Raw genomic sequence first — 24,234 nt, 5'->3', positions numbered from 1 at the left:
CTAAAAGCGTGTTATATTATTGAAAGCTTGGTTTAATTTTTTAGCATGGCTTGTAATCTCATCTAAAGTTCTTAAGCCTTTTAAACCCCATAAATCAGAGATGAACGCTAACATATGAGCGTATTTTAAAGAATGATGTGTTTTTAAAAGGGGTAGTGTAATGCCTCCAATAGCACAGATAGGGATTTTTAAAGATTCTCTAGCATTTTTTAAAAGCTCTAAGTTGATAGTTGGGGCTGAAGGTTTGCTAGGCGAATTAAAGCAAGCGCCAAAAGCCACATAACTAGCCCCTAAATCTTGTGCTTTTTTAGCTCTTTCTAAAGAGTCATAGCATGAAATGCCAATCTTGCCTTTAAAATGTTTTTTTGCCTCTGTGATTTGGGCATCATCTTTTCCTAAATGCACCCCAAAAACTTGAGCTTTTATAGCAAGTTCTAAGCGGTCATTCAAAAAAAAGGCGATATGGTGTTGCTTGCATAAGGCATTCAATTCTTGCACAATGGGTAATAATTTCGCATCACTGCTATGCTTATCTCTTAGTTGAAAAATTTTAATCCCCCCTTCAATAGCGCTTTTTAATTGTTCTTTTAAGATGTCATAGGGGGTTAGAGTTTCATCGCTAATTGCATAAAGACCTTGAAAGTCCATAGTAAGCCTTGTGTTAGAGTGTCGCTTATTTTAGCCTAAAAACGCTATAATGTCGGCTAAAAACCTACTAGAGTAAGGGGCAAATATGTCTAATAGCTTAGCAGGCATTGACCAAGTTACAAGTTTGCATAAAAACAATGAGTTGCAGTTGTTGTGTTTTAGGCTAGGTAAAAATAAAGATTTATATGCGGTGAATGTGTTTAAAATCCGTGAAGTAGTAAAATACCATGGGGGGCTTACTATTATTAGCCATGATAGTAGTTCGCTTGTTGAGGGCTTGATTATTATTAGAGAGCTAACCATTCCTTTAATTGATATGAAAAAGTGGTTCTATTATGATAGCAAGAATAAAACGAAAGATTTACGCCCTTATAAAATAGAAAAAGAAGAGGGCGAAGACGATATTATTATGATTTGTGAGTTTTCTCGCTGGACTATAGGGGTAAGAATCTATGAGGCTGATAGAATACTCAACAAAAAATGGACTGAAATGGAGCAAAGTGCCGGAGTGGGTGGCTCTACAGGCAATAATAAGCTAGTGAGTCGCACACGCTATTTTGATGGGCGTTTGGTGCAAGTGGTGGATATTGAAAAAATGCTTGTAGATGTGTTTCCTTGGATTGAAGATGAAAAGCATGATGATTTAGAAAAATTATCTAGGGTGCATTCGGATAAATGTATTTTACTTGCTGATGATTCTCCAAGCGTTTTAAAGACTATGCAAATGATTTTAGACAAACTTGAAGTTAAGCATGTAGATTTTATTAATGGTAAGAAATTGCTAGATTATTTATTCAATCCAGAGACTGATATTAGCAGTATTGGGCTAATCATCACCGATTTAGAAATGCCAGAGGCAAGCGGTTTTGAAGTGATTAAACAGGTTAAGGCTAATTCTTTAACTTCAAAAATTCCTATTGTAGTAAACTCTTCTATGAGTGGAAGTTCTAATGAAGATATGGCTAGAAGTTTAAGGGCTGATGATTTTATTTCTAAGTCTAACCCCAAAGACATTGAAAGAGTTGTGAAACAATTTATGGTTTCTTAAAGGTTTTTATTAATGTATGGTTCTATTCCTACCCCTTGTTATGTGCTAGAGAGCGAGCGTTTAGAAGAAAACGCTAGGACTTTAAGATTCGTGCAACAACAAAGTAGGGCAAAGATTTTACTCGCTTTAAAAGGGTATGCTTTTTGGCGTGAGTTTGATGTTTTGCGTGAAAAATTGAGTGGGTGCTGTGCGAGCGGGCTTTATGAGGCTAAGCTCGCTTTTGAAGAATTTGGAGGGCGAGAGAGCGATAAGGAAATTTGCGTTTATAGTCCAGCTTTTAAAGAAGAAGATTTAGAGCAAATTTTGCCTATAGCCACAAGCATTGTTTTTAATTCTTTCTATCAATATGTGGCATTTAGAGAGAAAATTTTAGAAAAAAATCAGCAATTAGAAAATCTAGGACTAAGCCCCATTAAAATAGGCTTACGAATAAATCCTCTTTATAGTGAAGTAACCCCAGCCATTTATAACCCATGCTCAAAAATAAGCCGTTTAGGCATTGTGCCTAGCGAATTTGAAAAAGGGGTTAGAGAGCATGGTTTAGAGGGTGTTAATGGTTTGCACTTTCATACGCATTGTGAGCAAAATGCTGATGCCCTATGCAGAACTTTAGAGCATGTAGAAAAGCATTTCAAACCTTATTTAGAGCAAATGGAGTGGGTGAATTTTGGTGGAGGACATCATATCACTAGAAACGATTATGATATTCAATTACTCATTCAAACGATTAAGGATTTTAAAGCCCGCTATAACAACATAGAAGTGATTTTAGAACCCGGCGAGGCTATAGGGTGGCAATGCGGATTTTTACTTGCAAGCGTGATAGACATTATCAAAAACGACCAAGAAATCGCGATTTTAGACACTTCTTTTAGTGCTCATATGCCTGATTGCTTAGAAATGCCTTATCGCCCTAATATCCTTAAAATTTCTGTAGAAAATAATGAAGAAGTGATAGAAAATGAAAAGGGCGAAAATAAGGGGGCGTTTTCTTATGTATTAGGCGGTCCTACTTGCTTAGCAGGGGATTTTATGGGTGGCTTTAGCTTTGATACGCCTTTAAAAAGGGGCGATAAAATCTTGTTTAAAGATATGCTCCATTATACGATTGTTAAAAACAATACTTTTAATGGCGTGCCTCTTCCAAGTTTGGCTAAACTAGACAAACAAGGCTTTAAAATTCTTAAAAGCTTTTCTTACGAAGATTATAAAAACCGCAATTAAGGCTGTTTAGGGTATTTGGTCGTGCATAAATTCGCGCACAATATTCCCACACCAAGCCCAGCAAGCACCGCTCCAATCGTGTGCATATCCAAATAAATGCGAGCGAGCATGGTTAAAGGGACTAGGGGTAAGAGCCACAAATAATTCTTGCAAGAATAGCGCCGCATTAAAAAAGCTACGGCTAGACCTATCATAGAGGAATGTCCGCTTGGCATGTTATGGTTACCCCCATAGGGGCGTTCGCCCAAGCGTTGGTTGTGTAAGGTTACATTATTGAGCGTTCTTTTTATGGTGTGTGTGAGAATGGTTGTAGCCATAGAGGCATTAGCCACTTGCACTATTCCAACCACATCACGCTTGAGTAAAGGGACGCCCACTGAAAGAATTGTAGGAATAAAGCGTGCGTAATGCTCGGTTAGATTGAATGCCAAAGGCACGCTAGTGTGTTTAGGAACTTTAGGAAAGGGGAATAAAATTCCAAAAAGCATGAGTATAACATTTAATCCAATAATCGTTTTAGACAAGGATTTAGGCAAACTTTTTAGATAAAGGCGTTTGAATTTTTGATAATTAGAAAGGTTTTTCATGGGTTTCTCTGTTTTTAAATAAATCTAAATGGGGTTTATAGACACTATTAGGCGATTTATCAGCACCAAACGCTCCTAGGATACTATGAAAAATAGTGCTTTGAGTTAATGGTGCATTAGGGACAAGTAATTCTCGCCTTTCTTTAAATATTTTATTGGCATAAAGAATAAAGGGGATTTCATATTGCTCTTTAGGAGCGATAGCTTTAGGAGCACCATGCAAATAATACGCCCCTTCGCCTAAGCTTTCGCCATGGTCGCTTAGATAGAGCATTAAGGCGGGTTGTTTGGCATTTTTAAGCATGCCAATGAGCTTATCTAGAACATAATCGTTGTAAAAAATGGTGTTATCATAAGCGTTAATAAGGCTTTCTTTAGAGCAGTTAGCTAAATCTACGCTTGAGCAATAGGGCTTAAACACTCTAAAATTTAACGGCACTTTTTTATCATATCTTGGCCCATGCGAGCCGGCAAGATGTAAAATGAGCAAGACATTTTCATTAGAGTGTTCTTTTAAGAGATTAGGCACATTATAGAGCAAAGCCTCATCATAAGGAGCGATTTCTTTACAAGTGCGGCATTTTTTAATCAATTCAGAGCGTTTGAGATAGTGTGTAACTTTGACATTCTTTTCGCCATCATTAGCGCTATACCAAAAGACCTTAATGCCAGCTTTAGTTAAATAGGTGGGTAAATTTTCATAAGTGCTAAAATGAGATTTTTCAAAGGAAGAATTCAAAATACATTCTAGGCTTGCAGTGGTATAAGTCGTGCATGAAGTCGCCTCTAGGGCATGGATTTCTTGGTTTGAAAGTCTTATGTTTAATTTGGGAGTGGTTGGGCGCTCATACCCATAAAGGGCGTAATTATGTTTTCTAGCGCTTTCGCCTATAACTAGCACTACAAGCGTATTTTTACTCGTAGGAAAAAAAGGGGGCAATGCTTTGACTTTAGGGGCAAAGAATTTCAAAGCCTCTGCCCTAAAGGCGTTAATACTATAAGAAAAAGGCAAGCTCAAACCCCCTACAAACTTCGCATGCCTATCAAACCACAGCCAAGTTTTGGCGTTAATAAACGCATTGATAGCAAAGACAAGAGTTAAAACAACGAGAGCTAAAATCTGGCGTTTTCTTTTAGATTTTTTTAATTGGAGCTTGTAAAAAATGTAACTAGGAATGATGCCTAAAAACACGATAAAAACAAGCATTTTAAAACTAAGCAAGTCTAAAACTTCATGCGTGTTAGTATTGAGAGCATTGCTCATCATGCTCTTATTTAAAAAAACACCATAAGTGCTAATGAAATATAAAGCGATAGAATTTAATAGAGCAAAAAGAATGACAAAAAAGCGTAAAACTTTCCTAGAAATAAGGCTGATACCCAAAAAAAGCATGCCATTAGCGCATATAATCGCTATAGCTGTCGTTAAAAGAATTTGATAAGAACTAAAGGTATTTGGCTCTGAATGCGTATAAGCATAATGGAATAAGGGGATATGATAGAGAACGCAAAAAGCCACGCTATAAAAAAGAGTTGCCTTAAGGGGCGAAAGGGGTTTATAGCGTTTTAAAGAAAGGTTTGCAACTAAAAATCTCACAATAATATTATTCTCACTTAAATTTACAAAATACTTAGTGAGATTGTATCGTATTTAGAGCTGTTTTGATTTTTATAATGTTGTTTGTATTTTCTAAAATAGTGCTACAAAGCGTTTCTAAAAGAAACACTTTGCAAAAAATTCTAGCGAAAAAGTTTATTCGCCTACATACACTTGTCTTGGACGAGTGATTCTAGCTTGAGGGTTTTTGACATGCTCTAAGAGTTGAGCGCACCAACCAACCGTTCTGCCGATTACAAATACAGGAGTAAAGAAACGCACCGGAATTTTAAGAGCGGTCAAAATAGTGCCAGAATAAAAATCCACATTAGGATAGAGATTTCTCTCAATGAAATACTCATCTTTTAAGGCAATCTCTTCTACTTTAGCAGCGATTTCACCTAGTCGTTCGTCCATCTTAATGCCTTTATTATGGAGTTCATCTTTCAAGCCTTTTAAAATTTTAGCCCTTGGGTCGTAACTCTTATACACTCTATGTCCAAAGCCCATGAGCTTAAAGCTATCATTCTTGTCTTTTACTCTTGCGATGTATTTATCTACATTTTTAACATCACCAATTTCATGGAGCTGTAAAAGAACTTTTTCATTCGCTCCGCCGTGTAAATGCCCCCATAAGGCCGAAATGCCCGCACTAATAGCTGCATAAGGATGCACGCCGGTGCTGGCAACATTTCTTACCGTGGTAGAAGAGGCATTTTGTCCATGGTCAGCATGCAAGGTCAAAATCTTGTCAAATGCCTCTACCTCTACCGGTAAAATCTCTGTTTCGCCCTCTGTGGTGTGTTTCAAACGGCTGTGTGGATAGCCTCGTAACATAAATAAGATATTTTCTACATATGAGCGAGCAATATCAGGATAAACAATAGGAGCACCCACCTCATTACGATAGCAAATCGCTGCTAGAGTAGGGATTTTAGCAATAATTCTTCTAGCCATAGTTTGATAATCTTCTTCATTATTCATATCCCCATGAGCTGAATACAAAGTAGAAAGGATAGAAACTCCACTAGAAAGCTTTGCCATAGGGTGAGCATTAGTAGGGAATGCGCTAAACATGTTTAATAAAGTTTCATGGATAAAACTTCTATGGCGAAGTTCTAGTTCAAACTCTAAAGATTCATCAGCACTTTTAGGGAGTTCGTTAGTAAGTAATAGCTTGCAGACATCTACATACTTGTATTTGGCGACTAAATCTTCAATTTTATGCCCTTTATAATACAATTCGCCTTTTTTACCATTGATGTAACTAATGGTGGATTTACACCCCGCCGTAGAAGAATATCCGGGGTCATAAGAAAAAAGCCCTGTTGTTTCAGATAGCTTAGAAAAATCTATGGCTTTAGGCCCCCTTGTGCATGCTATGGTTTCAAACTCGTAGCACTCATTGCTTTCATTATCAATCAAAGTAATAGACATTAAGACTCCTTATTATGTCATTTCAAAACTTTCGCACTTTTTAATGCAATACTTGTGATTATAAGCCAAAAAGTTAAACGCTCTTTTTTTTGAAACGCCTAGCATTTTTTGCACTAGAGCTAAAACGCTACTTTTAAACACAAAATGAAAATTTTAATACTAACAACTCTTTTTAAAAGCAATGTCTAATCAAAACAACAAGAGATTTGGTGATTTTAGGGCAGTGTATTTGCAATGAAAATTTAATTTTTATCCAATATTCTGATCTTACAATAGCTTATATTAAAACATTAGATTGCAATTTAATTCTTATTCTAATCTTGTAAAACAATTTCTATATTCAATGGTCTTTAAGAAATACATGCTATCATTCTGTCGTTTTTTTAATTCCCAATAATTCAGTTATAGTAAAATCAAAAAAAGGCAATAGCGTGAAAGAAATGATTATTAATCTCAAAAATTCCAACTCTCTCTCTCTCTCTCTCTAATAGCTATACCCTAACAACACCCAATACCCCAAACCCTCCTATATAAAATTTTTTCTCATTCTTAAAATTTCTTTATTTTTTAGTTTCTAGTTTTATTTAGTTTTTAATATTTTTTAAAAGGATTTTTTATGAAAAAGATTTTATGTATAGCCCTTATGGGTGCATTGAGTGTTTTATATTCTGAAAGTAGCGGTGCTTATGGTGAAGTAGGGTTTCAATGGGCTAATCAAAGCTATACCAACACTACTAAAACTCCTAGCAAGAGCGGTTATAACAAAAACGCTGAAATCAATTCTTCAGCTTTTGGCAATAGTTCTCAAAGCGATACTAAAAAGCCTAGTAGTGCTTTTGTAAAGAGTAATGTCTTTGGCAATGATAAATAATGAAGAGAAAGAAAGGAAAGTAAAATGAAAAACAAGCCAATCTTTAAAAATAAGTTCTTAAAAACTTCATTAGTCTTAAGCATGCTTTTAGGTGGGGAGGTGTTGGCTATAAATACTCCTACTTATAGCAATGGCACTTTAATTTTAAATGGTAGCACTAATATTGCAAAAGCCTTAAAAGATAACCACCTTATTAATGTTGCTCAAAATATAAATATTTTAGGCTCTAGTGTTGATAAAAACTATAATCCAAATGGCACCATTCCAAGCAATCCTAAAAATTACACCTTAAATGATTTGATTATGAGTTTTCCTAACAATGTTGTTTATGATATTAATGTGGGGAACAACAATATTAGCCTAAGCAACGATAGCTTTTTATCGCCAAGCAAAAACGCTAATGATGAAACAGGTATAACGATTGAGGCTAATAAGGTTATTCTAAAAAATAGTTTAAGCCTTAATAGTACAGCTAATTTAAGCAGTAGCGTAATGCTTTTTCAAACCACAAGCAATTCTTTGAATATTGATAACGCAAATATAACAAATAATGATTCCATTGTTAGCTTGAGCAGTCAAGATGAAACCACAATTACAAATTCAACCATTAGCATTCAAGATTATGGTTCTATGGTTATTAACGCAAATAACATGCAAGTAAGTGATAATGTAATTTTTAATAACAATAGTAATTCCCAGATTTCATTTTTGCTTGGTAAATCAAGTGTAGATACTACAAGCACATTCAATGACACTAGTTTTAACAATAAAGCTCATGGGTTTATGACTTTTGCCAATCAAGATAATAAGACTAAAACAACCCTTGATTTCACGAATGCAACTTTCAATAATCAAGTTTTGGTTCCAACATCAGTTCAAGAGCCTAATAGTGGAAATGCTACAGCGGGCATTCAATTTGGTGAAGATAAAGCCAATAAAATCCCTAAAACTACTTTAAACATAGACTTTAAGAACACTACTTTTAGTGGCAATGGGAGTTATGATTTTTATAATGGCACCATTACAATTAGTGGCACAGATAATTTAAATTCTAGCGATTCGCCTTTTTCTAGTGCAAATACTAATAATAAGAATACAGACAATATTACTTTTAGTTCAAATAGCGCTTTAAATTTAGGCTATAGCTTTAGTAACAATACTACTTATAATATTATCAATACCACAGGCACAATCAATTATGGTAGTGATGCTAACAAACAATATGATTTGATTAAAGTAGACGGAGTTGCAGGGACTTTAGATAAATCTTCTTCAAGCGGTGTTTATGATGTTACTTATGATAATGTTAATGGCAAAGATATTACTTTAAAAGAAACTTTTACTAATAACTCTATTAGCGTAGAAGAAATCCCTAACCCTACAAAAAAAAGCGCTAAAGTAACAGGGGGCACTGGAGGTCAAAGCAATCCAAGTGGAGACAAACCAGACCACACAGCTAGTAATGGTGGCACACCAACACCAGATAGCAAAGGTGGAAGCCCTAATAACACCCCAATTAAAGTTGCTATAGGCACCACACACATTGAATTACAACCTAAGAGCGGTATTCAAAACACTCAAGTTAATGGCACTAAAAATCTTTTGCAAGACACTCTTAATAATATGAATAGCTTAAGCACTGCTTTAAGTGGATTAAGCGATATTTCTCACACTCTTACTTCTAGTGTTAGTGGCGTGGTTGCTTCTTTAGATAGTATTACTAATGCAATGAAACAATCTCAAGTGAATGTTAATTCCTTAAGCACTGATATTTCTAACACTCTCAATGCTTTAGACCATTTAGACAACGCTCTAAACACTGATATTGAAAATTTAAAAGAGACTATTGCAGCACAAAAAGCACAAGAGGGTCTAACAAGTATCGCTTTAGTTCAAGACATAACCACAATCTTAGGACAAAATGAAGAAAAGCTCATTGATTTACAAAACGCTCAAAAAGTAGTCAATAATGCTATTACTAGTATTAAGCAGGTTCAAAACAATGTCATAGCCGTAGCCGCTCAAAACAACATTGTGCCTACTATCACTCTACCTGCTACTCATACCCAAAGCGTAACAGGCTCTGCCTATGGTGTAGATGTGCAGTTGGGTTATAAGTGGTTCTTTGGCAAGAAAAAGCATTGGGGTGTGAGAACTTATGCTACTTATGCTTACATGCAATCTAACTTAGGACATACTACTAATAGAGCTGGAGCAGGATTAGGTGTAGGCGAAGCTAATAACCACACTTATGGTGCAGGCTTTGATATTCTCTATAACTTCTTTGAAAGCCAAGATAGCATTCATACTGCAGGTATCTTGCTAGGAACAGAACTCTTAGGCTCTACTTGGGTTAATCAAGGGCAATCTGCTTGGCATTCTCAAATGGAGGCGATTAAAGCACTAGGAGGAAGCGCTAGTATGAATACAAGCTATTTTCAAATTCCTTTAGTGGTAGGCTTTAGAAGTAATTTCTCTAAGCATAGCGGTATTGAACTAGGATTAAAGATTCCTTTGGTAGTGAATTACTACTTTAGAAGCAATTACAATGGCTTTGAAGAATCCACTATCTATAAGAATAACATCAAGTTATATTTTAACTATGTGGTGAATTTTTAAAGTGTGATTATGAATTGAAAACATTTTAATTGGTTTGGATTATTGTCTTATAAAAACAGAAAATTTTAATAAATAGGAAGACAATTAAAAATGGGTAGAATAGGGTAAAAAATCTATTTTAATTGCTTCTTAACTTCGTTTTTAAAAGAGAGGGTAAAGAAAATTTATTCTTTGTCTCAATCCCTATTTTATTTGCAAAGGCAAGCAAAGAGTTTTCAAGAAACTTTATTTTTGAGTGCAGTAAAATTCTAGCGAGCCGACTTTCTTAATTTGGATTTGCTTATTTTCTAGCAAGTTTTGAAGATAATTAAGCGTTTGATTATCTAATAATAGGGGGACTTCTTCTGTGCTTAAGGGTCGGCGTTTGATGAAAGAAAGCAAATCGTGCTCTTTGTAGGCTAGGGGCTTTTCATAAGGGGTTATGGTGCGTTTAGGCAGGCTCACACAAAGCCCTTCAAAAACTAGAGAGCATTCTAATAATTCGCTTTCACTTAACTTAGGAGCATTAAAGCTTGATGGCCTGTCTATGGTGCTTAAATCCACTCTAGCCACATTAATTTTTCTTAAAAATTCAGCGATAAGTTTGAGATTATGTAAGCTATCATTTACGCCTTTAATTAGCAAAACTTCCGCTACAAGTTGCCCCTGATAGATTTGAGAAAAATCAAAAATGCCTTGTAAGATAAGATTAATATCGTGATTATGGGGTTTATCCACTCTTTTAAAGGCTTTTAAATCTATGGCATCTATTGAAAATTTTACGATGTCAAATTCCTTCAAGGCTTGTTGCACTTTAGTCTTATAGAATAAGGAGCCATTGCTTAAAATAAGCGTTTTTATGCCCTTTAAAAAAGGCTTGATATTTTGGATAAATTCTAGCAAATGGGGGTATAAAGTCGGTTCGCCATTAGCGGTAATGGTTAAAACATCAATGGGGGTGGTGAGATTTTTTAGGGCGTTTTTAGTGGCGTTGATTAAGGTTTCAGCTTCTAACACTTCTTCCATACTCTGCATAGTTTTAGCCTTACCTAATTCACAATAAATACAATTATAGTTGCATTGTTTTTTAAGGGGCGATAAATCTATGCCTAAAGACTTTCCAAAACGCCTAGATAGCACAGGCCCAAAGACTATGGGGTAAATCTCTTTAGCCATTATTCTTCTTCTAAAAACACTCGTTCTTTACATTTGATGCATTCATGGGCATTCTTTTTGCGATAGACCCTTTCGCTCATTAAGTAATGGCATTTTTCACAACGCTTGTTTATGGGTTTATGGTTGGATAAAAAGTTGCATTTAGGGTAATTATTACACCCATAGAATGAGCCTTTTCTACTACGCTTTAAGGCAATATCGCCTCCACATTCAGGACATTTCACGCCCTCTAAAACTTCTTGAGTATTAGGGGCATTTTTTAAAGACTTGGTGTTTTTGCATTCAGGGTAGTTGTTACAAGCTAAAAACACTCCGTTTCTGCCAAATTTTTGCACCATTTCCCCCCCGCATTTTTCGCATGTTTCATTAGGGGTTTCATCGCTTGCTTTTTCTTCTTGCTTAATATATTTGCATTTAGGATAGGCACTACAAGCGACAAATTCTCCATAGCGACTGCTCTTTTTGACTAATTCTGCTTTGCATTTGGGACAAAATTCGCCGGTTTTCTCATGCACTTTTTGCGAGATGATGTTCTTTTTTCCGGCTTCAATTTTATCCATAAAGGGGTAGTAAAACTCTTTTAAAACTTGTTGGTAATCGGCTTTACTTTGAGCGATACTGTCTAATTCATCTTCTAAAGAGGCGCTGAATTTTGAATCCACGATTTCTTCAAAATGCTTTTCTAAAATTTCTATCACTTTAAACGCACTTTCTAAAGCACTGATTTGTTTTTTTTCTACTTTGATGTAATCTCTATTCTGCAAAAGTGCAATGGTAGGTGCATAAGTGCTAGGTCTACCTATGCCTAAGCTTTCTAAAACCTTAATTAAACTCGCTTCTGAATAGCGAGCAGGCGGTTCTGTAACATGCGTGTTGTTGTCTAATTTTTCTAATTTAATAGGGTCATTTTCTTTTAAATTAGGGAGCAATTTGTCCTTATCGTCATTGCCTAAGATTTTATAATAGCCATCAAAAAGGAGCTTTCTGCCATTAGCCTTAAACTCGCCTTTTTCACAAGTTAAAACTACGCTTTGGCTTTCAAACTCTGCATCTTGCATTTGAGAGGCTAAAAAGCGTTTGTAAATGAGCGTATAGAGCTTTAATTCTTCGGGTTTGAGATAGTCTTTTAAGGCGTTTGGTTCTAAGGAAATACAAGTGGGTCTAATCGCCTCATGGGCTTCTTGAGCGCTTTTATTTTTGCTCGTATAGACTTTGGCTTTAGAAGGTAAGTAGTCCTTGCCATAGTCTTTGAGAATTTTAGCTCTAGCCTCTTCTAAAGCTTCTTTAGCGATGTTTAAGCTATCGGTTCTCATATAAGTAATCACACCCATAACACCTTGTGGGGTTGCTACACCTTCATAGAGTTTTTGAGCGATACTCATCGTTCTTGTAGGCGAAAAGCCTAAAAGGCTTGAGGCACTTTGTTGTAAAGTAGAAGTCATAAAGGGGGGTGGGGTAGAAGATTTTTTAGGTTTTTTAACAATGCTAGAAATAATATAATTTTCTTTTTCTAGTTCGTTTTTAATTTCTTTGGCTTGCTCTTTGTCTGTGAGTTCTTGGGCTTTGAGTTTCTTGCCCTTATAGCTAATAAGCTGGGCTTCCAAATTAGACTCAAACAAAGCGTCTAGCGTAAAATAGGTTAAAGGCTTAAAGGCATTAATTTCTCTCTCTCTGTCAATCACAAGCTTTAAGGCTGCACTTTGAACTCTTCCAGCACTCAAACCCTTGCTAATTTTTGATGCAATCAATGAGCTGAGTTTAAAGCCTACGATTCTATCTAAAAGGCGTCTGGCTTGTTGGGCATTAACTTTATCCATATCAATTTGACGTGGGGTTTTTAGGGCGTTTAAAATCGCATTTTTAGTAATTTCATGAAAGACAATTCTAGGATAACTCTCTAATTCGCCTCCGATTAAACAGGCTATATGATAGCCTATGGCTTCACCTTCTCTATCTTCATCGGTGGCGATATAAGTGGCTGTTGCTTTCTTGGAAAGCTCTATAATGTGTTTGACAAGCTCTTTATGGTCTTTATCCACGATGTAATTAGGGGTAAAGCCTTTTTCATCAATTTTGATTCCTAGAGCAAATTTGGATAAATCTCTCACATGCCCTTTAGAAGCGATGACTTCATAATTTTTGTCTAAAAAATTCTTTATGGTTTTGGCTTTTGCGGGGGATTCTACAATAATGAGATGTTTCATTGAGCACCCTTTTTGATTAAAGTTTGTGTATACCTAAATAAATATGGCTGATTTTATCACATAATTTTGAGTAAAACAAAAACTTGTTTTATTTTTAAGCTATTTAATGCGGTTATAAAAATTGGAACACCCTTTGCTTACTACTCCATAAATCATAACGCAAAGGATGCAAAACATGAGTTTTAGGATTAATACCAATATCGCCGCTTTAACTTCTCATGCGGTAGGGGTTCAAAACAATAGAGACCTTTCAAGTTCGCTTGAAAAGTTAAGCTCAGGGCTTAGAATCAATAAAGCCGCTGATGACGCTAGTGGAATGGCGATTGCAGATAGCCTAAGAAGTCAAAGTGCGAATTTAGGTCAAGCGATTCGTAACGCTAATGATGCCATTGGTATGGTGCAGACTGCTGATAAAGCGATGGATGAGCAAATCAAAATCTTAGATACTATTAAGACTAAAGCGGTTCAAGCTGCTCAAGATGGGCAGACTTTAGAAAGTAGAAGAGCGTTACAAAGCGATATTCAAAGATTATTAGAAGAATTAGACAATATCGCTAATACTACAAGCTTTAATGGGCAACAAATGCTTTCAGGAAGTTTCTCTAATAAAGAGTTTCAAATTGGTGCGTATTCTAATACAACCGTTAAGGCTTCTATTGGTTCAACTAGCTCTGATAAAATCGGTCATGTGCGTATAGAAACTTCTTCTTATGATGGCGATGGCATGTTGGCTAGTGCTGCTGGGTCAAACTTGACTGAAGTGGGCTTGAACTTCAAGCAAACTAATGGCGTGAATGATTTTAAAATTGAAACTGTGCGTATTTCTACAAGTGCAGGCACTGGGGTTGGAGCCTTAAGTGAGATTATCAATCGCTTTTCTAACACTCTAGGGGTTAGAGCCTCTTATAATGTCATGGCAACCGGTGGCACACCCGTGCAATCAGGGACCGTTAAGGGCTTAATGATTAATGGCGTTGAAATTGGAACGGTTAATGATGTGCGTAAAAACGATGCTGATGGGCGTTTGACTAATGCGATTAACTCTGTCAAAGAGCGCACCGGCGTAGAGGCGAGCTTAGATATTGCAGGGCGCATCAATTTACGCTCTATTGATGGGCGTGCAATCTCTGTGCATACTAATAGTGCGACCGGTCAAGTCTTTGGAGGGGGTAGTTTTGCGGGGATTTCTGGGTATAATCACGCCGTTATTGGACGCTTAACTCTTACAAGAACGGATGCTAGAGATATTATTGTGAGTGGGGTGAATTTTAGCCATGTGGGCTTGCATTCAGCTCAAGGGGTGGCAGAATACACCGTGAATTTAAGGGCGGTTAGAGGCGTATTTGATGCCAATGTAGCCTCAGCAGCTGGTGCGAACGCTAATGGAGCTCAAGCTGAAACAAACTCTGATGGCATAGGGGCTGGTGTAACAAGCCTTAAAGGTGCGATGATTGTTATGGATATGGCAGATTCTGCTCGCATTCAATTAGATAAAATCCGCTCCGATATGGGTTCAGTGCAAATGGAATTAGTAACAACCATTAATAACATTTCTGTAACTCAAGTCAATGTTAAAGCGGCTGAATCTCAAATTAGAGATGTAGACTTTGCTGAAGAGAGTGCAAGCTTTTCTAAATACAATATTTTGGCACAAAGCGGAAGCTTTGCTATGGCACAAGCTAATGCGGTGCAACAAAATGTTTTAAGACTTTTACAATAACAGCACCTTTTATTAAAGGGGCGTTAGCCCTACTATACTACTATATTAACAAGTTAGTCAATAATGGATATTTATCAAAAAAACTTACAAGTTTTATCAAAAAAAGACCCCCTTTTATATAAACAGCTCAATGCCATTAAAGAAAACAAAAAATACGAAGTGTTTTTAGGAAAGGATAGTGCGAATTTCAATCTTATAGATAAAGAAACGCACACACCCTTATTTGAAAAAAGCCCCTTAGAAACCAGCTTAGAGCAATACAAAAATTTTGAGCCTTACATGCTCTATCCTTATTTATATTATTTTGGCTTGGGTAATGGCGTATTTTATCGCTTGCTTTTAGGTAATGAAAATTTAAAACGCTTAGTGGTTATTGAGCCTGAAATAGAGATTATTTTTATTGTATTAAATCTCTTAGATTTTTCAATGGAGATTTTAGAAAATCGCCTTATACTCTTACATAGTGGTTTTTGTAGCTACAACATGATAGCGTCCTTATTTGATATGGATAAAAAGTCTCGTTTATATGCAAGAATGTATGATTTAAAACTTTTTAATTCTTATTATGAGCGCTATTTAAAACAAATTATAGAAATTAATCAGCATTTTACTCATGCTTTAGAGCATAGTGCTATTAGTGTAGGAAATGACGCTAAAGACGCTCTTATAGGCATTAAACAACATGTTGCTAATTTGCCTGAAGTGATTCAAAGCCCTAGTTTAGTGCATTTTGTCAATGCTTTAAAAAATAGAGATGTCGCTATTATTGTTTCAACTGGACCAAGTCTCAACAAGCAACTCCCTCTTTTAAAAGAAATCGCCCCTTATGCAACACTCTTTTGTATAGACGCATCTTTTCCTATTCTAGCCAAAGCTGGCATTAAGCCTGATATTGTAGTGTCTTTAGAAAGGGTGGATTTAACGGCGAAATTCTACGAAGAAACGCCCCTAGTTTTTCAAGAGGGCGTTATTTTTGCCCTTACTTCCATTGTGCATAAACGCCTGAGTAATGCTATTAAAACGGGGGTCAAGCAATTTAGCTTTCGCCCCTTTGGATACACAAATCTTTTTAACTTGCATCAATATGGTTATGTGGGTATAGGCATGAGTGCGGCGAATATGGCGTATGAATTAGTGGTGCATTCACGCTTTAAAAAATGCGTGTTTATTGGGCAAGATTTGAGCTTTTCTAAAAGTGGCAATAGCCATGCAAATGGGGCTATTTATGGCGATAATGAGATTAAACCCAAAAGCGATAAAGACAAGATTTTTATAGAAAAATATGGCGGTAACGGGCAAGTAGAGACCACTTTAGTGTGGAAACTTTTCTTAGAATTTTTTGAAAAAGATATTTTTAACACGCCTTATAAATTAGAAGTCATTAATGCTACTGAAGGGGGGGCTAGAATTAAAGGCACTAAAGAAATACCCTTTAAAGAAGTGTGTAAAAGAATTGATAAAACTAAGCCAAAGCCCCCTATCAACCTTATCTACCCCACTAAAAAAGAGCAAGCTAAAAATTTAAAAATGGCTAAAGAAAAATGCGAAGAAATCATTGAATATGCTAATAGGCAAAAGAAACAAATTGAAGAAGTGTTTTTAAAGGTGGCAAAATTTTTAGAAGAAATAGAAAAGCTTAATGATGAAAGCAAGTTAGAAGAATTAGATTTTAAAGAATTAGAAAATTTAAGCGCTGAAATTGATAACATTAAAGAGCTTTTTGATGACAGACGATTTAATGCGTATTTTATGGACGCAATACAATCATATATTTTTCATCAAGAATTACATATCGCAGAAATTGTGTGTAAAAAAACAAACAATGAAGATGAGTTAAGGGCTAAGCAATTAGAATATATTTACGCTCATAAATACTGGCTCTTTAGTTTGGCAGGCGGAATTGATTGTGTGATAGAAGCCATAAAAATGGCGTTAAAAGAGTGGTAATTTTAATATAGTTAATTTTAACAGAGAGTTTATTCTTTACTTTAAAAAGTATTTAAAATCATTAAAGATTAGATAATTTTGAAAGTTAAACGCTCTTTTTTTTGAAACGCCTAGCATTTTTTACACTAGAGCTAAAACGCTACTTTTAAACACAAAATTAAACTTCTTAATGCGATAATTCTAATTCAAAACTATACCCAAACCCATTTTCTAAAGCGTTGTAGTAGAATATGGACTTACCCGCACCATTTACCCCTGCAAATAGATATAAACAACTCAAAAAAATCCTTTTTTAGTAAAAAGTATACTATAATGCCTTTCTGTAAAATCTCAAATCAAGGCAACACAATGCAAAACAATGAATGCAAGGCAATACAAGAAATGATTATTAATCTCAAAAATTCCAACTCTCTCTCTCTCTCTTAATAGATATACGCTCAAGATATTTAATTCGCCTTATCCCCCAATATAAATCTCGTTATTCTTAAAAACTTTATAGTTTTTAGTTTGTGATTATTGGTTTTAGTTTTGATTTATTTTTTAATATTTTTTTAAGGATTTTTTATGAAAATTATAAGTGTGGCTTTAAAAAACTTTAGAGGTTTTAGAGATGTTAGCATCAGTTTTGATAGTCTGAGTGCTTTTGTAGGGAAAAATAATGAGGGGAAATCTAGTATTTTAGAAGCACTAGATATTTTCTTTGGAGAAGAGGTTGTTAAATTTAGCTCTAAGGATATTAATGTTTTAGCAGTGCAAGAAGATAAAGAAGCCCAAGCAGAAATCAGTGTAACTTTTAAAGAGATACCCAATGAATTCAAAGAAGTTTTAATAACAAAAAATATTAAAGATTCTTTAGATGGCGATTTTTTAAAGATTTCTCAAAAATGGAAGTTTAATGAAGAAACAAAGAGGTCAAGCACAGAGTATTTTATTGGAAAACAGCAACAAAATATTAAGACTAATGCTTATAAAGAGATTAAAGAATATTTGCCATTATATTGTCTTTTTGTGAGTGATAGAAATAGCGATGATAGCAATGAAGAGGTTCAAGACCCATTTTTTGAGGCAATTCAAAGAGGTCTAAACGAGCAAGAAGAAAAGATTAAAGGCATTGAAAATGAAGTTAAAAAGGCGTTACAAACAAAGATAGATGAAACTTTAAAACTTCTTAATTCTGAGAATTTTTCTTTTAATGTTGATAAAAATTTAATGCCAAATATTGAAAAAATTAATTGGTCTAATGCTTTTAAGCAAATCATTTTACAAGAAGAACAAACTGAATTGCCCTTAAATAAAAAGGGGAGTGGGATTAAACGCCTTATTTTACTAGGATTTTTTATTAACAATGCTTTAAGCCAAGCCAAAGAAAATCAAAAAGTAATTTTTGCTTTTGAAGAGATTGAAAGCGCTCAGCACATCACTAATCAAATCAAATTAAAGGCGTTGCTAGATTACTTAATTGATAAAAATCATCAAGTGATAATAACCACACATAGTCCACATATTGTTAGGTCTTTGAGCTTGGATAATTCTAAAGGTTACACCACTTTTAGGGCATTAAATTTGGTTTACTCTAAAAATCATCAATCCTACATTAATAACCTTAATGAAAAAAACAAAGAAAACACGCTTTTACTATGCGAGAGCAGTGGGGCTAATATGAGCGAAATTTTATTTTTAATCTTTGATAAGATAGAAAATGATAATAATTCAAATCCTAATTACTTAGCATGTATAGATTATCATCAAGCCTTATATGGACAAATGGTTCACCTATTAGAAGAGAATAATCCAGAAAGTAAAAGCATAGACAATACTTTAAAAGATTTTAAAGATTTTCAAGAAAAAAGACAAAAAGAGTTTAACCCCAATATTATTAGACTAATTGAGGGTAAGGGCAAAAAGAAAGATGAAAAATATTATAGGTGTCTATCGCATTATTTAAGAAATGTTTTAGCGCACCCAGAGGCTGATTCTATAGAGAAAAAGAGCAAAAATCAAAAAGAATTGACCGAACAAATTTTAGCATCTATAAGTGATATGCGAGAGTTTTTCATCACTTATTTAAATGGTAAGGCAAAAGGAACAATGAGTGAAAATAAAAATAAATAAAAACATAATTTTTAATAAAAGATTTTTAAAACTTTCACTCATGGTAAGTTTGTTGTTGGCTGGAAAGGAAGTGTTAGCAAAAGATTGCTCTACAATCTTTTGCAATAAAACAAGTAAAGATATAAAATCTATCTTGTTTAAACCAAAATCTTTTTTAATGCTTGATAGCAACAATCAGTTTGCTACTAGCACTCCTCTTGAGAATCTTAATGGGCAGAATGTTGAATATGGTGGTAGAATTTTTAGCAATTCTGTTAATTTAGCTAATGGGACTATCTATAACTGCAACATGTATTTTTTCTCTGACTGTAAAAATACTGGCCCTTTTACCATGGATTTCAATGGCACTAGTAATCAATTTGAGAACATTACTTTTAATAATGGCCACTTTAATAGTAAGATTACCTTTGGCACTTCAAATAGTCAAAACACTTTTAATGATATTACTTTTAACAATAACTACAATAATGATCCAAACAATAATTGTGGCAATTATATTTGCAACAATACCCTAACTTTCAATGGTACTAACACTTTTACTAATGGCACTAGTTTTAATAACTATGATGGTTCTACTATAATTTTTAAAGGCAATGATAACCAATTCAATGATGCCATCTTTAATAATGGTCAGCAAAATGGTGGTTACAAAAACAGTATTACCTTTGGCACTTCAAATAGTAAAAATACTTTTAGTGATGTTACTTTTAATAATGCTAATGATGGTAGGAATAATTGCCAAGACACTAATGGCTGGAGTATTCCTTGCAACACCCTAACTTTCAATGGTAATAATACTTTTACTAATGGAATTACTTTTAATGGTGGTAGTTCAACCTTTAGTGGCAATGTCATACTTGACAATGCTACAAAAAACACTATTAATAATTATGATGGCTCTAGTCTAACTTTCAATGGCAGGGATAATCAATTTAACAATGTCACTTTTAATAGTGGTCAGCAAAATGGTAATGGTTATGCCAACAATATTACCTTCGGCACTTCAAAGAGCCATAATACTTTTAATGATGTTGCTTTTAGTAATGTTAGTAGTGGTGATAATTGCTTAAATTCTTATGGTATGACTACTCCTTGCAACACTTTAACTTTCAATGGCACCAACACTTTCACTAATGGTGTTACATTTAATGGCGGTAATTCTACTTTTAATAACTCAATCACTTTCAATGGCTCTGCCAAAAACGCTATCAATAATTATGGTGGCTCTAGCCTAACTTTCAAGGGCGAGGATAATCAATTTAACAATGCTACTTTTAATAGTGGTTACAATAGCAGTATAACCTTTGGCATTTCAAAGAGTAAAAATGCTTTTAATAATGTTGTTTTTAATGGTGCTATCGACAACAGCAACACCCTAACTTTCAATGGCACTAATACTTTCGATAATGAAGTTACTTTTAATGGTGGTAGCAATGTGTTTAATGGCACCAACACTTTTACTAATGGTGTTACATTTAATGGCGGTAATTCTACTTTTAATAACTCAATCACTTTCAATGGTTCAAAACAAAATGTTATCAATAATTATGGTGGTTCTACTCTAAATTTTTATGGAACTAACAATTTTGATAATACTACCTTTAATAATGGCAAACAAAATGATAATGAGGGGAACAGCATTATTTTTAATGGTTATAGCACTTTTAATAATGTTAATTTTAATAATGTTAGTGGAAATAATTGCCAGGATTCTTATGGCAACCCTATTCCTTGCAACAACACTATAGATTTCGGAGGCAACAATACTTTTAGTAATGTTAATTTTAATAATCGTAGTGGAAATGATTGTGTAGATATTTATAGTAACACTATTACTTGCAATATAATTTTTAGTGGTAATAATACTTTTAGCAATGGTGTTACTTTTAATAAGAGTCGTATTGCCTTTAATGGTGGCAGTTCTACTTTTAATAGCTCATTCAATAGCTCAATCACTTTTAATGGTTCTGCCAAAGATACTATCAATAATTATGGTGGCTCTACTCTAACTTTCAATGGCAATGATAACCAATTTAATAATATTGTCTTTAATAATGGTTGGCAATGGGATGGCCACCAAAATAACAGCATTACCTTTGGAGCTTCAAATAGCAAAAATACTTTTAATGATGTTACTTTTAATAGTGTTAGTGGAAACAATTGTCAAAATTATAGTGCCGAGACTATTGCTTGCAACAATACACTAACTTTCAATGGCACTAACACTTTCACTAATAGTGTTACATTTAATGGTGGTAGCAATGTGTTTAATGGCGCTAATACTTTCACTAATGGAGTTAGTTTTAGTGGTGGTAGTTCAACTTTTAATGGCAATGCAATCTTTAATGGTTCCAAACAAAACACTATCAATAATTATGGTGGTTCTACTCTAACTTTCAATGGAGCTAACAATCAATTTAATAATACTACCTTTAATAATGGCAAGGAGAATGGTAATGGAAGCAATAGTATTGATTTTAATGGTAACAGTACTTTTAGTAATGCCAAATTCAATAATGTTAGTGGAAACAATTGTCAAGATTCTAATGGCAACACTATTGCTTGTAGCAACACTATAACTTTTAGTGGAGCTAATAGTTTTATTGGTGGGGTTAGCTTTAATGGTAGCGATATAAGCTTTAGAGACGGTAGAGGCATTTTTAACACCAATGTTGATTTTAATGGAATTACCATCAATAATTCTAATGGTTCTACTATAATTTTTAGGGGAGCTAACCAATTTAGTAATGTTACCTTTAATAATGGTAAGAAAAAAGATAGCTACAATAACAGCATTACCTTTGGCACTTCAAATAGCAAGAATACTTTTAATGATGTTACATTTAATAACAATAATGGTTTCTTAACTTTCAATGGCACTAACACTTTCACTAATGGTGTTACATTTAATGGTGGTAGTTCTACTTTTAATAATTCAATCACTTTCAATGGTTCTGCCAAAAACACTATCAATAACTACAATGGCTCTAGCCTAACTTTCAAGGGTGCTAATAACCAATTTAATAACACTACTTTTAATAATGGCAAACAAAATGGTTATTACAACAATAGCATTACCTTTGGTATTTCAAATGGTAATAGTCATAATACTTTTAATGATGTTACTTTCAATAATGCTAGTGGAAACAATTGCTACTTTAATGACAACATTACTCCTTGCAACAACACTCTAACTTTCAATGGTAATAATACTTTCACTAATGGTGTTACATTTAATGATAGCAATGTAATTTTTAATGGTAATGCAATTTTTAATGGTAATGCAAAAAACACTATCAATAACTACAATGGCTCTAATCTAACTTTCAATGGCAATAATAACCAATTTAATAATGCTATTTTTAATAATGGTCAGCAAAATGGTAGCCCTAATAACAGCATTACCTTTGGCACTTTAAATAGTCAAAATACTTTCAATGATGTTACTTTTAATAACAATAGTAATTGCCAAGATTATAATGGCAACACTATTGCTTGCCTAACTTTCAATGGTAATAATACTTTCACTAATAGTGTCACATTTAATGGTGGTAGCAATGTGTTTAATGGCACCAACACTTTCACTAATGGCGTTACATTTAATGGTGGTAGCAATGTGTTTAGTGGTAATGTTATTTTCAATAACGCCACCTTAAGTGCTGGCTTGGATGGTAGCGGAAACTTTAATTTTAATAATGGCACTATAACCCTTCAAGGCATTGATACTCTAAATTCTGGTAATTCACCTTTTGGCAATCAAAACGGCAATAACCAAAACACAGATAATATTGACTTTGCTGGTAATAGTGTTTTAAGTCTAAATTATGCTTTAACCAATAATGCATTTTATAGTATTATTGATACAAGCGGAACTATTAACTATGGCAACTTAAATGACTTATACAAACTTATAGAAATTGATGGCATTAAAGGTAGTTTAGATAAGATTGTCTCTAACACTCTCAACAACAATGCTACACTAGCCAAAGCTAATTCTATTGATAAAACCTATAAAACCTATGATGTAGTTTATGATAATGTTAATGGTGAAGACATTACCTTGCAAGAAACTTTTACTAGTAATTCCATTAGCGTTAGTGTTGAAAAAATCACTAAACTTAGCCCCAAGCAAATAAACACCACTACCTACAACCAAGACTACTCTAGCGCCCAAAAAGACTTAAACGCAGCAAACACTGATAAATCAGCTAACACTACAGCACAAGCTAACGATAAAACTCTTGCTCAAAATAGCTCTAGTGTTGCCAAAGATTTACAAAATCTTAACACAGACTCTCAAAGTATCACTAAAGCTCAACAAGCATTACAACAAGATTTAAATAACGAGCAACAAGCAATAGGCACAAGTAACTTTGATACATACCACAATAAGATTGCAAGCGATGAACAAAAACTAGCTAAAGCTGAAAAACAATTCTCTAATGAACAAAACACATTACAAAATGATGTAAAGATAGCAAAAGAGGAACAAAAAGAGCAAGTAAAGAAGGCCCATGAACCTATTTACAACAAAGATTATTCTAGCGCTCAAGCAGACTTTAAAATAGCAGGAAAGGATATACAAGCTAACTATACAGCACATGTTGATAATTTGTTCCTTGGTCTTTTTAACCCTGTAGTAAGAAAAGATTTAACACAACTAGCTAAAGACACTCAAAACATCATTAATGCTCAAAACACTCTACAACAAGATTTAAATAACGAGCAACAAGCAATAGGCACAAGTAGCTTTGATACATACCACAATAAGATTGCAGGCGATGAAAAAGCTCTAGCTAATGCTGAACAAACATTCTCTAATGAACAAACTACATTAGAAGATGATGTAACAACGGCAAAAGAGGAACAAAAGGCTAAAGAAAAAGAACAAGCCCTTAAACAAGCCAACACTCAAACCTACAAAGAAGACTACTCTAGTGCTCAAAAAGACTTAGACACAGCAAACACTGATAAATCAGCTAACATTACAGCACAAGCTAACGATAAAACTCTTGCTCAAAATAGCTCTAGTGTTGCTAATGATTTACAAAATCTTAACACAGAA

General features: G+C 34.3%; 15 protein-coding genes. 8 read left to right on the top strand and 7 right to left on the bottom strand.

What is annotated here, in order from left to right:
• Positions 1-648 carry a thiamine phosphate synthase gene (gene thiE / locus C6H25_RS04735; protein WP_104748312.1) on the bottom strand — a complete coding sequence of 216 codons (648 nt, stop codon included), beginning with the start codon at positions 646-648 and terminating at the stop codon, positions 1-3.
• Positions 649-733: 85 nt separating this feature from the next.
• Here thiE and C6H25_RS04730 point away from each other — a divergent pair, with 85 nt between their 5' ends.
• Together C6H25_RS04730 and nspC are read left to right on the top strand one after the other, a co-directional pair.
• Entirely contained in the window at positions 734-1,696 is a 963-nt protein-coding gene (locus C6H25_RS04730) for a chemotaxis protein (RefSeq protein WP_104748311.1), read from the top strand.
• A gap of 12 nt (positions 1,697-1,708) precedes the next feature.
• Positions 1,709-2,920 carry a carboxynorspermidine decarboxylase gene (nspC, locus tag C6H25_RS04725; RefSeq protein WP_104748310.1) on the top strand — a complete coding sequence of 404 codons (1,212 nt, stop codon included), beginning with the start codon at positions 1,709-1,711 and terminating at the stop codon, positions 2,918-2,920.
• On the opposite strand, the gene lpxE is transcribed toward nspC, so the two are convergent.
• From lpxE to C6H25_RS08980, 4 genes are all read right to left on the bottom strand, one after another.
• Entirely contained in the window at positions 2,917-3,507 is a 591-nt protein-coding gene (gene lpxE / locus C6H25_RS04720; RefSeq protein ID WP_104748309.1) for a lipid A 1-phosphatase LpxE, read from the bottom strand. The genes nspC and lpxE overlap by 4 nt on opposite strands.
• Entirely contained in the window at positions 3,491-5,104 is a 1,614-nt protein-coding gene (gene eptA, locus C6H25_RS04715) for a phosphoethanolamine--lipid A transferase EptA (protein ID WP_104748308.1), read from the bottom strand. Before eptA ends, lpxE begins: the two co-directional genes overlap by 17 nt.
• 156 nt (positions 5,105-5,260) lie before the next feature.
• Complete coding sequence (locus tag C6H25_RS04710; RefSeq protein WP_104748307.1) at positions 5,261-6,541, bottom strand: citrate synthase; 1,281 nt, start codon at positions 6,539-6,541, stop codon at positions 5,261-5,263.
• Positions 6,542-6,553: 12 nt separating this feature from the next.
• Positions 6,554-6,682, bottom strand: a complete 129-nt coding sequence (locus C6H25_RS08980; protein ID WP_267891813.1) for a hypothetical protein — start codon at positions 6,680-6,682, stop codon at positions 6,554-6,556.
• A 475-nt stretch (positions 6,683-7,157) separates the two neighbouring features.
• Here C6H25_RS08980 and C6H25_RS04705 point away from each other — a divergent pair, with 475 nt between their 5' ends.
• Complete coding sequence (locus C6H25_RS04705) at positions 7,158-7,412, top strand: hypothetical protein (RefSeq protein ID WP_104748306.1); 255 nt, start codon at positions 7,158-7,160, stop codon at positions 7,410-7,412.
• Between the two features lie 24 nt (positions 7,413-7,436).
• Positions 7,437-10,031, top strand: coding sequence for an outer membrane protein (locus C6H25_RS04700; protein WP_104748305.1), 2,595 nt, complete (start codon positions 7,437-7,439; stop codon positions 10,029-10,031).
• A gap of 225 nt (positions 10,032-10,256) precedes the next feature.
• On the opposite strand, the gene C6H25_RS04695 is transcribed toward C6H25_RS04700, so the two are convergent.
• Positions 10,257-11,186, bottom strand: a complete 930-nt coding sequence (locus C6H25_RS04695) for a radical SAM protein (protein ID WP_104748304.1) — start codon at positions 11,184-11,186, stop codon at positions 10,257-10,259.
• Complete coding sequence (topA, locus tag C6H25_RS04690) at positions 11,186-13,390, bottom strand: type I DNA topoisomerase (protein WP_104748303.1); 2,205 nt, start codon at positions 13,388-13,390, stop codon at positions 11,186-11,188. The genes C6H25_RS04695 and topA overlap by 1 nt, the downstream gene beginning before the upstream one ends.
• A 175-nt stretch (positions 13,391-13,565) precedes the next feature.
• Between topA and C6H25_RS04685 the strand changes: the two genes are divergently transcribed.
• The 4 genes from C6H25_RS04685 to C6H25_RS04670 all read left to right on the top strand — a co-directional run.
• A complete protein-coding gene (locus tag C6H25_RS04685; protein ID WP_104748302.1) occupies positions 13,566-15,110 on the top strand; it encodes a flagellin B in 1,545 nt (514 codons plus the stop codon).
• A gap of 63 nt (positions 15,111-15,173) precedes the next feature.
• Positions 15,174-17,057 (top strand): motility associated factor glycosyltransferase family protein, encoded by a 1,884-nt coding sequence (locus C6H25_RS04680; RefSeq protein ID WP_199768940.1) that lies wholly within the window; start codon positions 15,174-15,176, stop codon positions 17,055-17,057.
• 564 nt (positions 17,058-17,621) lie between these two features.
• Entirely contained in the window at positions 17,622-19,169 is a 1,548-nt protein-coding gene (locus C6H25_RS04675) for an ATP-dependent nuclease (protein ID WP_104748300.1), read from the top strand.
• Positions 19,150-24,234 (top strand): OmpH family outer membrane protein (locus C6H25_RS04670; protein ID WP_158653875.1); only part of this gene is annotated, 5,085 nt, incomplete at its 3' end. The genes C6H25_RS04675 and C6H25_RS04670, both read left to right, overlap by 20 nt.

Source organism: Helicobacter cetorum (assembly GCF_900198405.1).
Lineage (GTDB): Bacteria > Campylobacterota > Campylobacteria > Campylobacterales > Helicobacteraceae > Helicobacter > Helicobacter cetorum_C.
This window is presented reverse-complemented; position numbering and strand designations above follow the sequence as displayed.

What these genes read in the sequence shown, in the direction of transcription:
- C6H25_RS04705 (WP_104748306.1), top strand. Translation starts at nt 7,158, where the DNA reads ATGAAAAAGATTTTATGTATAGCCCTTATGGGTGCATTGAGTGTTTTA.
- C6H25_RS04695 (WP_104748304.1), bottom strand. Translation starts at nt 11,186, where the DNA reads ATGGCTAAAGAGATTTACCCCATAGTCTTTGGGCCTGTGCTATCTAGG.
- C6H25_RS04675 (WP_104748300.1), top strand. Translation starts at nt 17,622, where the DNA reads ATGAAAATTATAAGTGTGGCTTTAAAAAACTTTAGAGGTTTTAGAGAT.
- topA (WP_104748303.1), bottom strand. Translation starts at nt 13,390, where the DNA reads ATGAAACATCTCATTATTGTAGAATCCCCCGCAAAAGCCAAAACCATA.
- C6H25_RS04700 (WP_104748305.1), top strand. Translation starts at nt 7,437, where the DNA reads ATGAAAAACAAGCCAATCTTTAAAAATAAGTTCTTAAAAACTTCATTA.
- thiE (WP_104748312.1), bottom strand. Translation starts at nt 648, where the DNA reads ATGGACTTTCAAGGTCTTTATGCAATTAGCGATGAAACTCTAACCCCC.
- C6H25_RS04685 (WP_104748302.1), top strand. Translation starts at nt 13,566, where the DNA reads ATGAGTTTTAGGATTAATACCAATATCGCCGCTTTAACTTCTCATGCG.
- C6H25_RS04680 (WP_199768940.1), top strand. Translation starts at nt 15,174, where the DNA reads ATGGATATTTATCAAAAAAACTTACAAGTTTTATCAAAAAAAGACCCC.
- nspC (WP_104748310.1), top strand. Translation starts at nt 1,709, where the DNA reads ATGTATGGTTCTATTCCTACCCCTTGTTATGTGCTAGAGAGCGAGCGT.
- C6H25_RS04710 (WP_104748307.1), bottom strand. Translation starts at nt 6,541, where the DNA reads ATGTCTATTACTTTGATTGATAATGAAAGCAATGAGTGCTACGAGTTT.
- lpxE (WP_104748309.1), bottom strand. Translation starts at nt 3,507, where the DNA reads ATGAAAAACCTTTCTAATTATCAAAAATTCAAACGCCTTTATCTAAAA.
- C6H25_RS04730 (WP_104748311.1), top strand. Translation starts at nt 734, where the DNA reads ATGTCTAATAGCTTAGCAGGCATTGACCAAGTTACAAGTTTGCATAAA.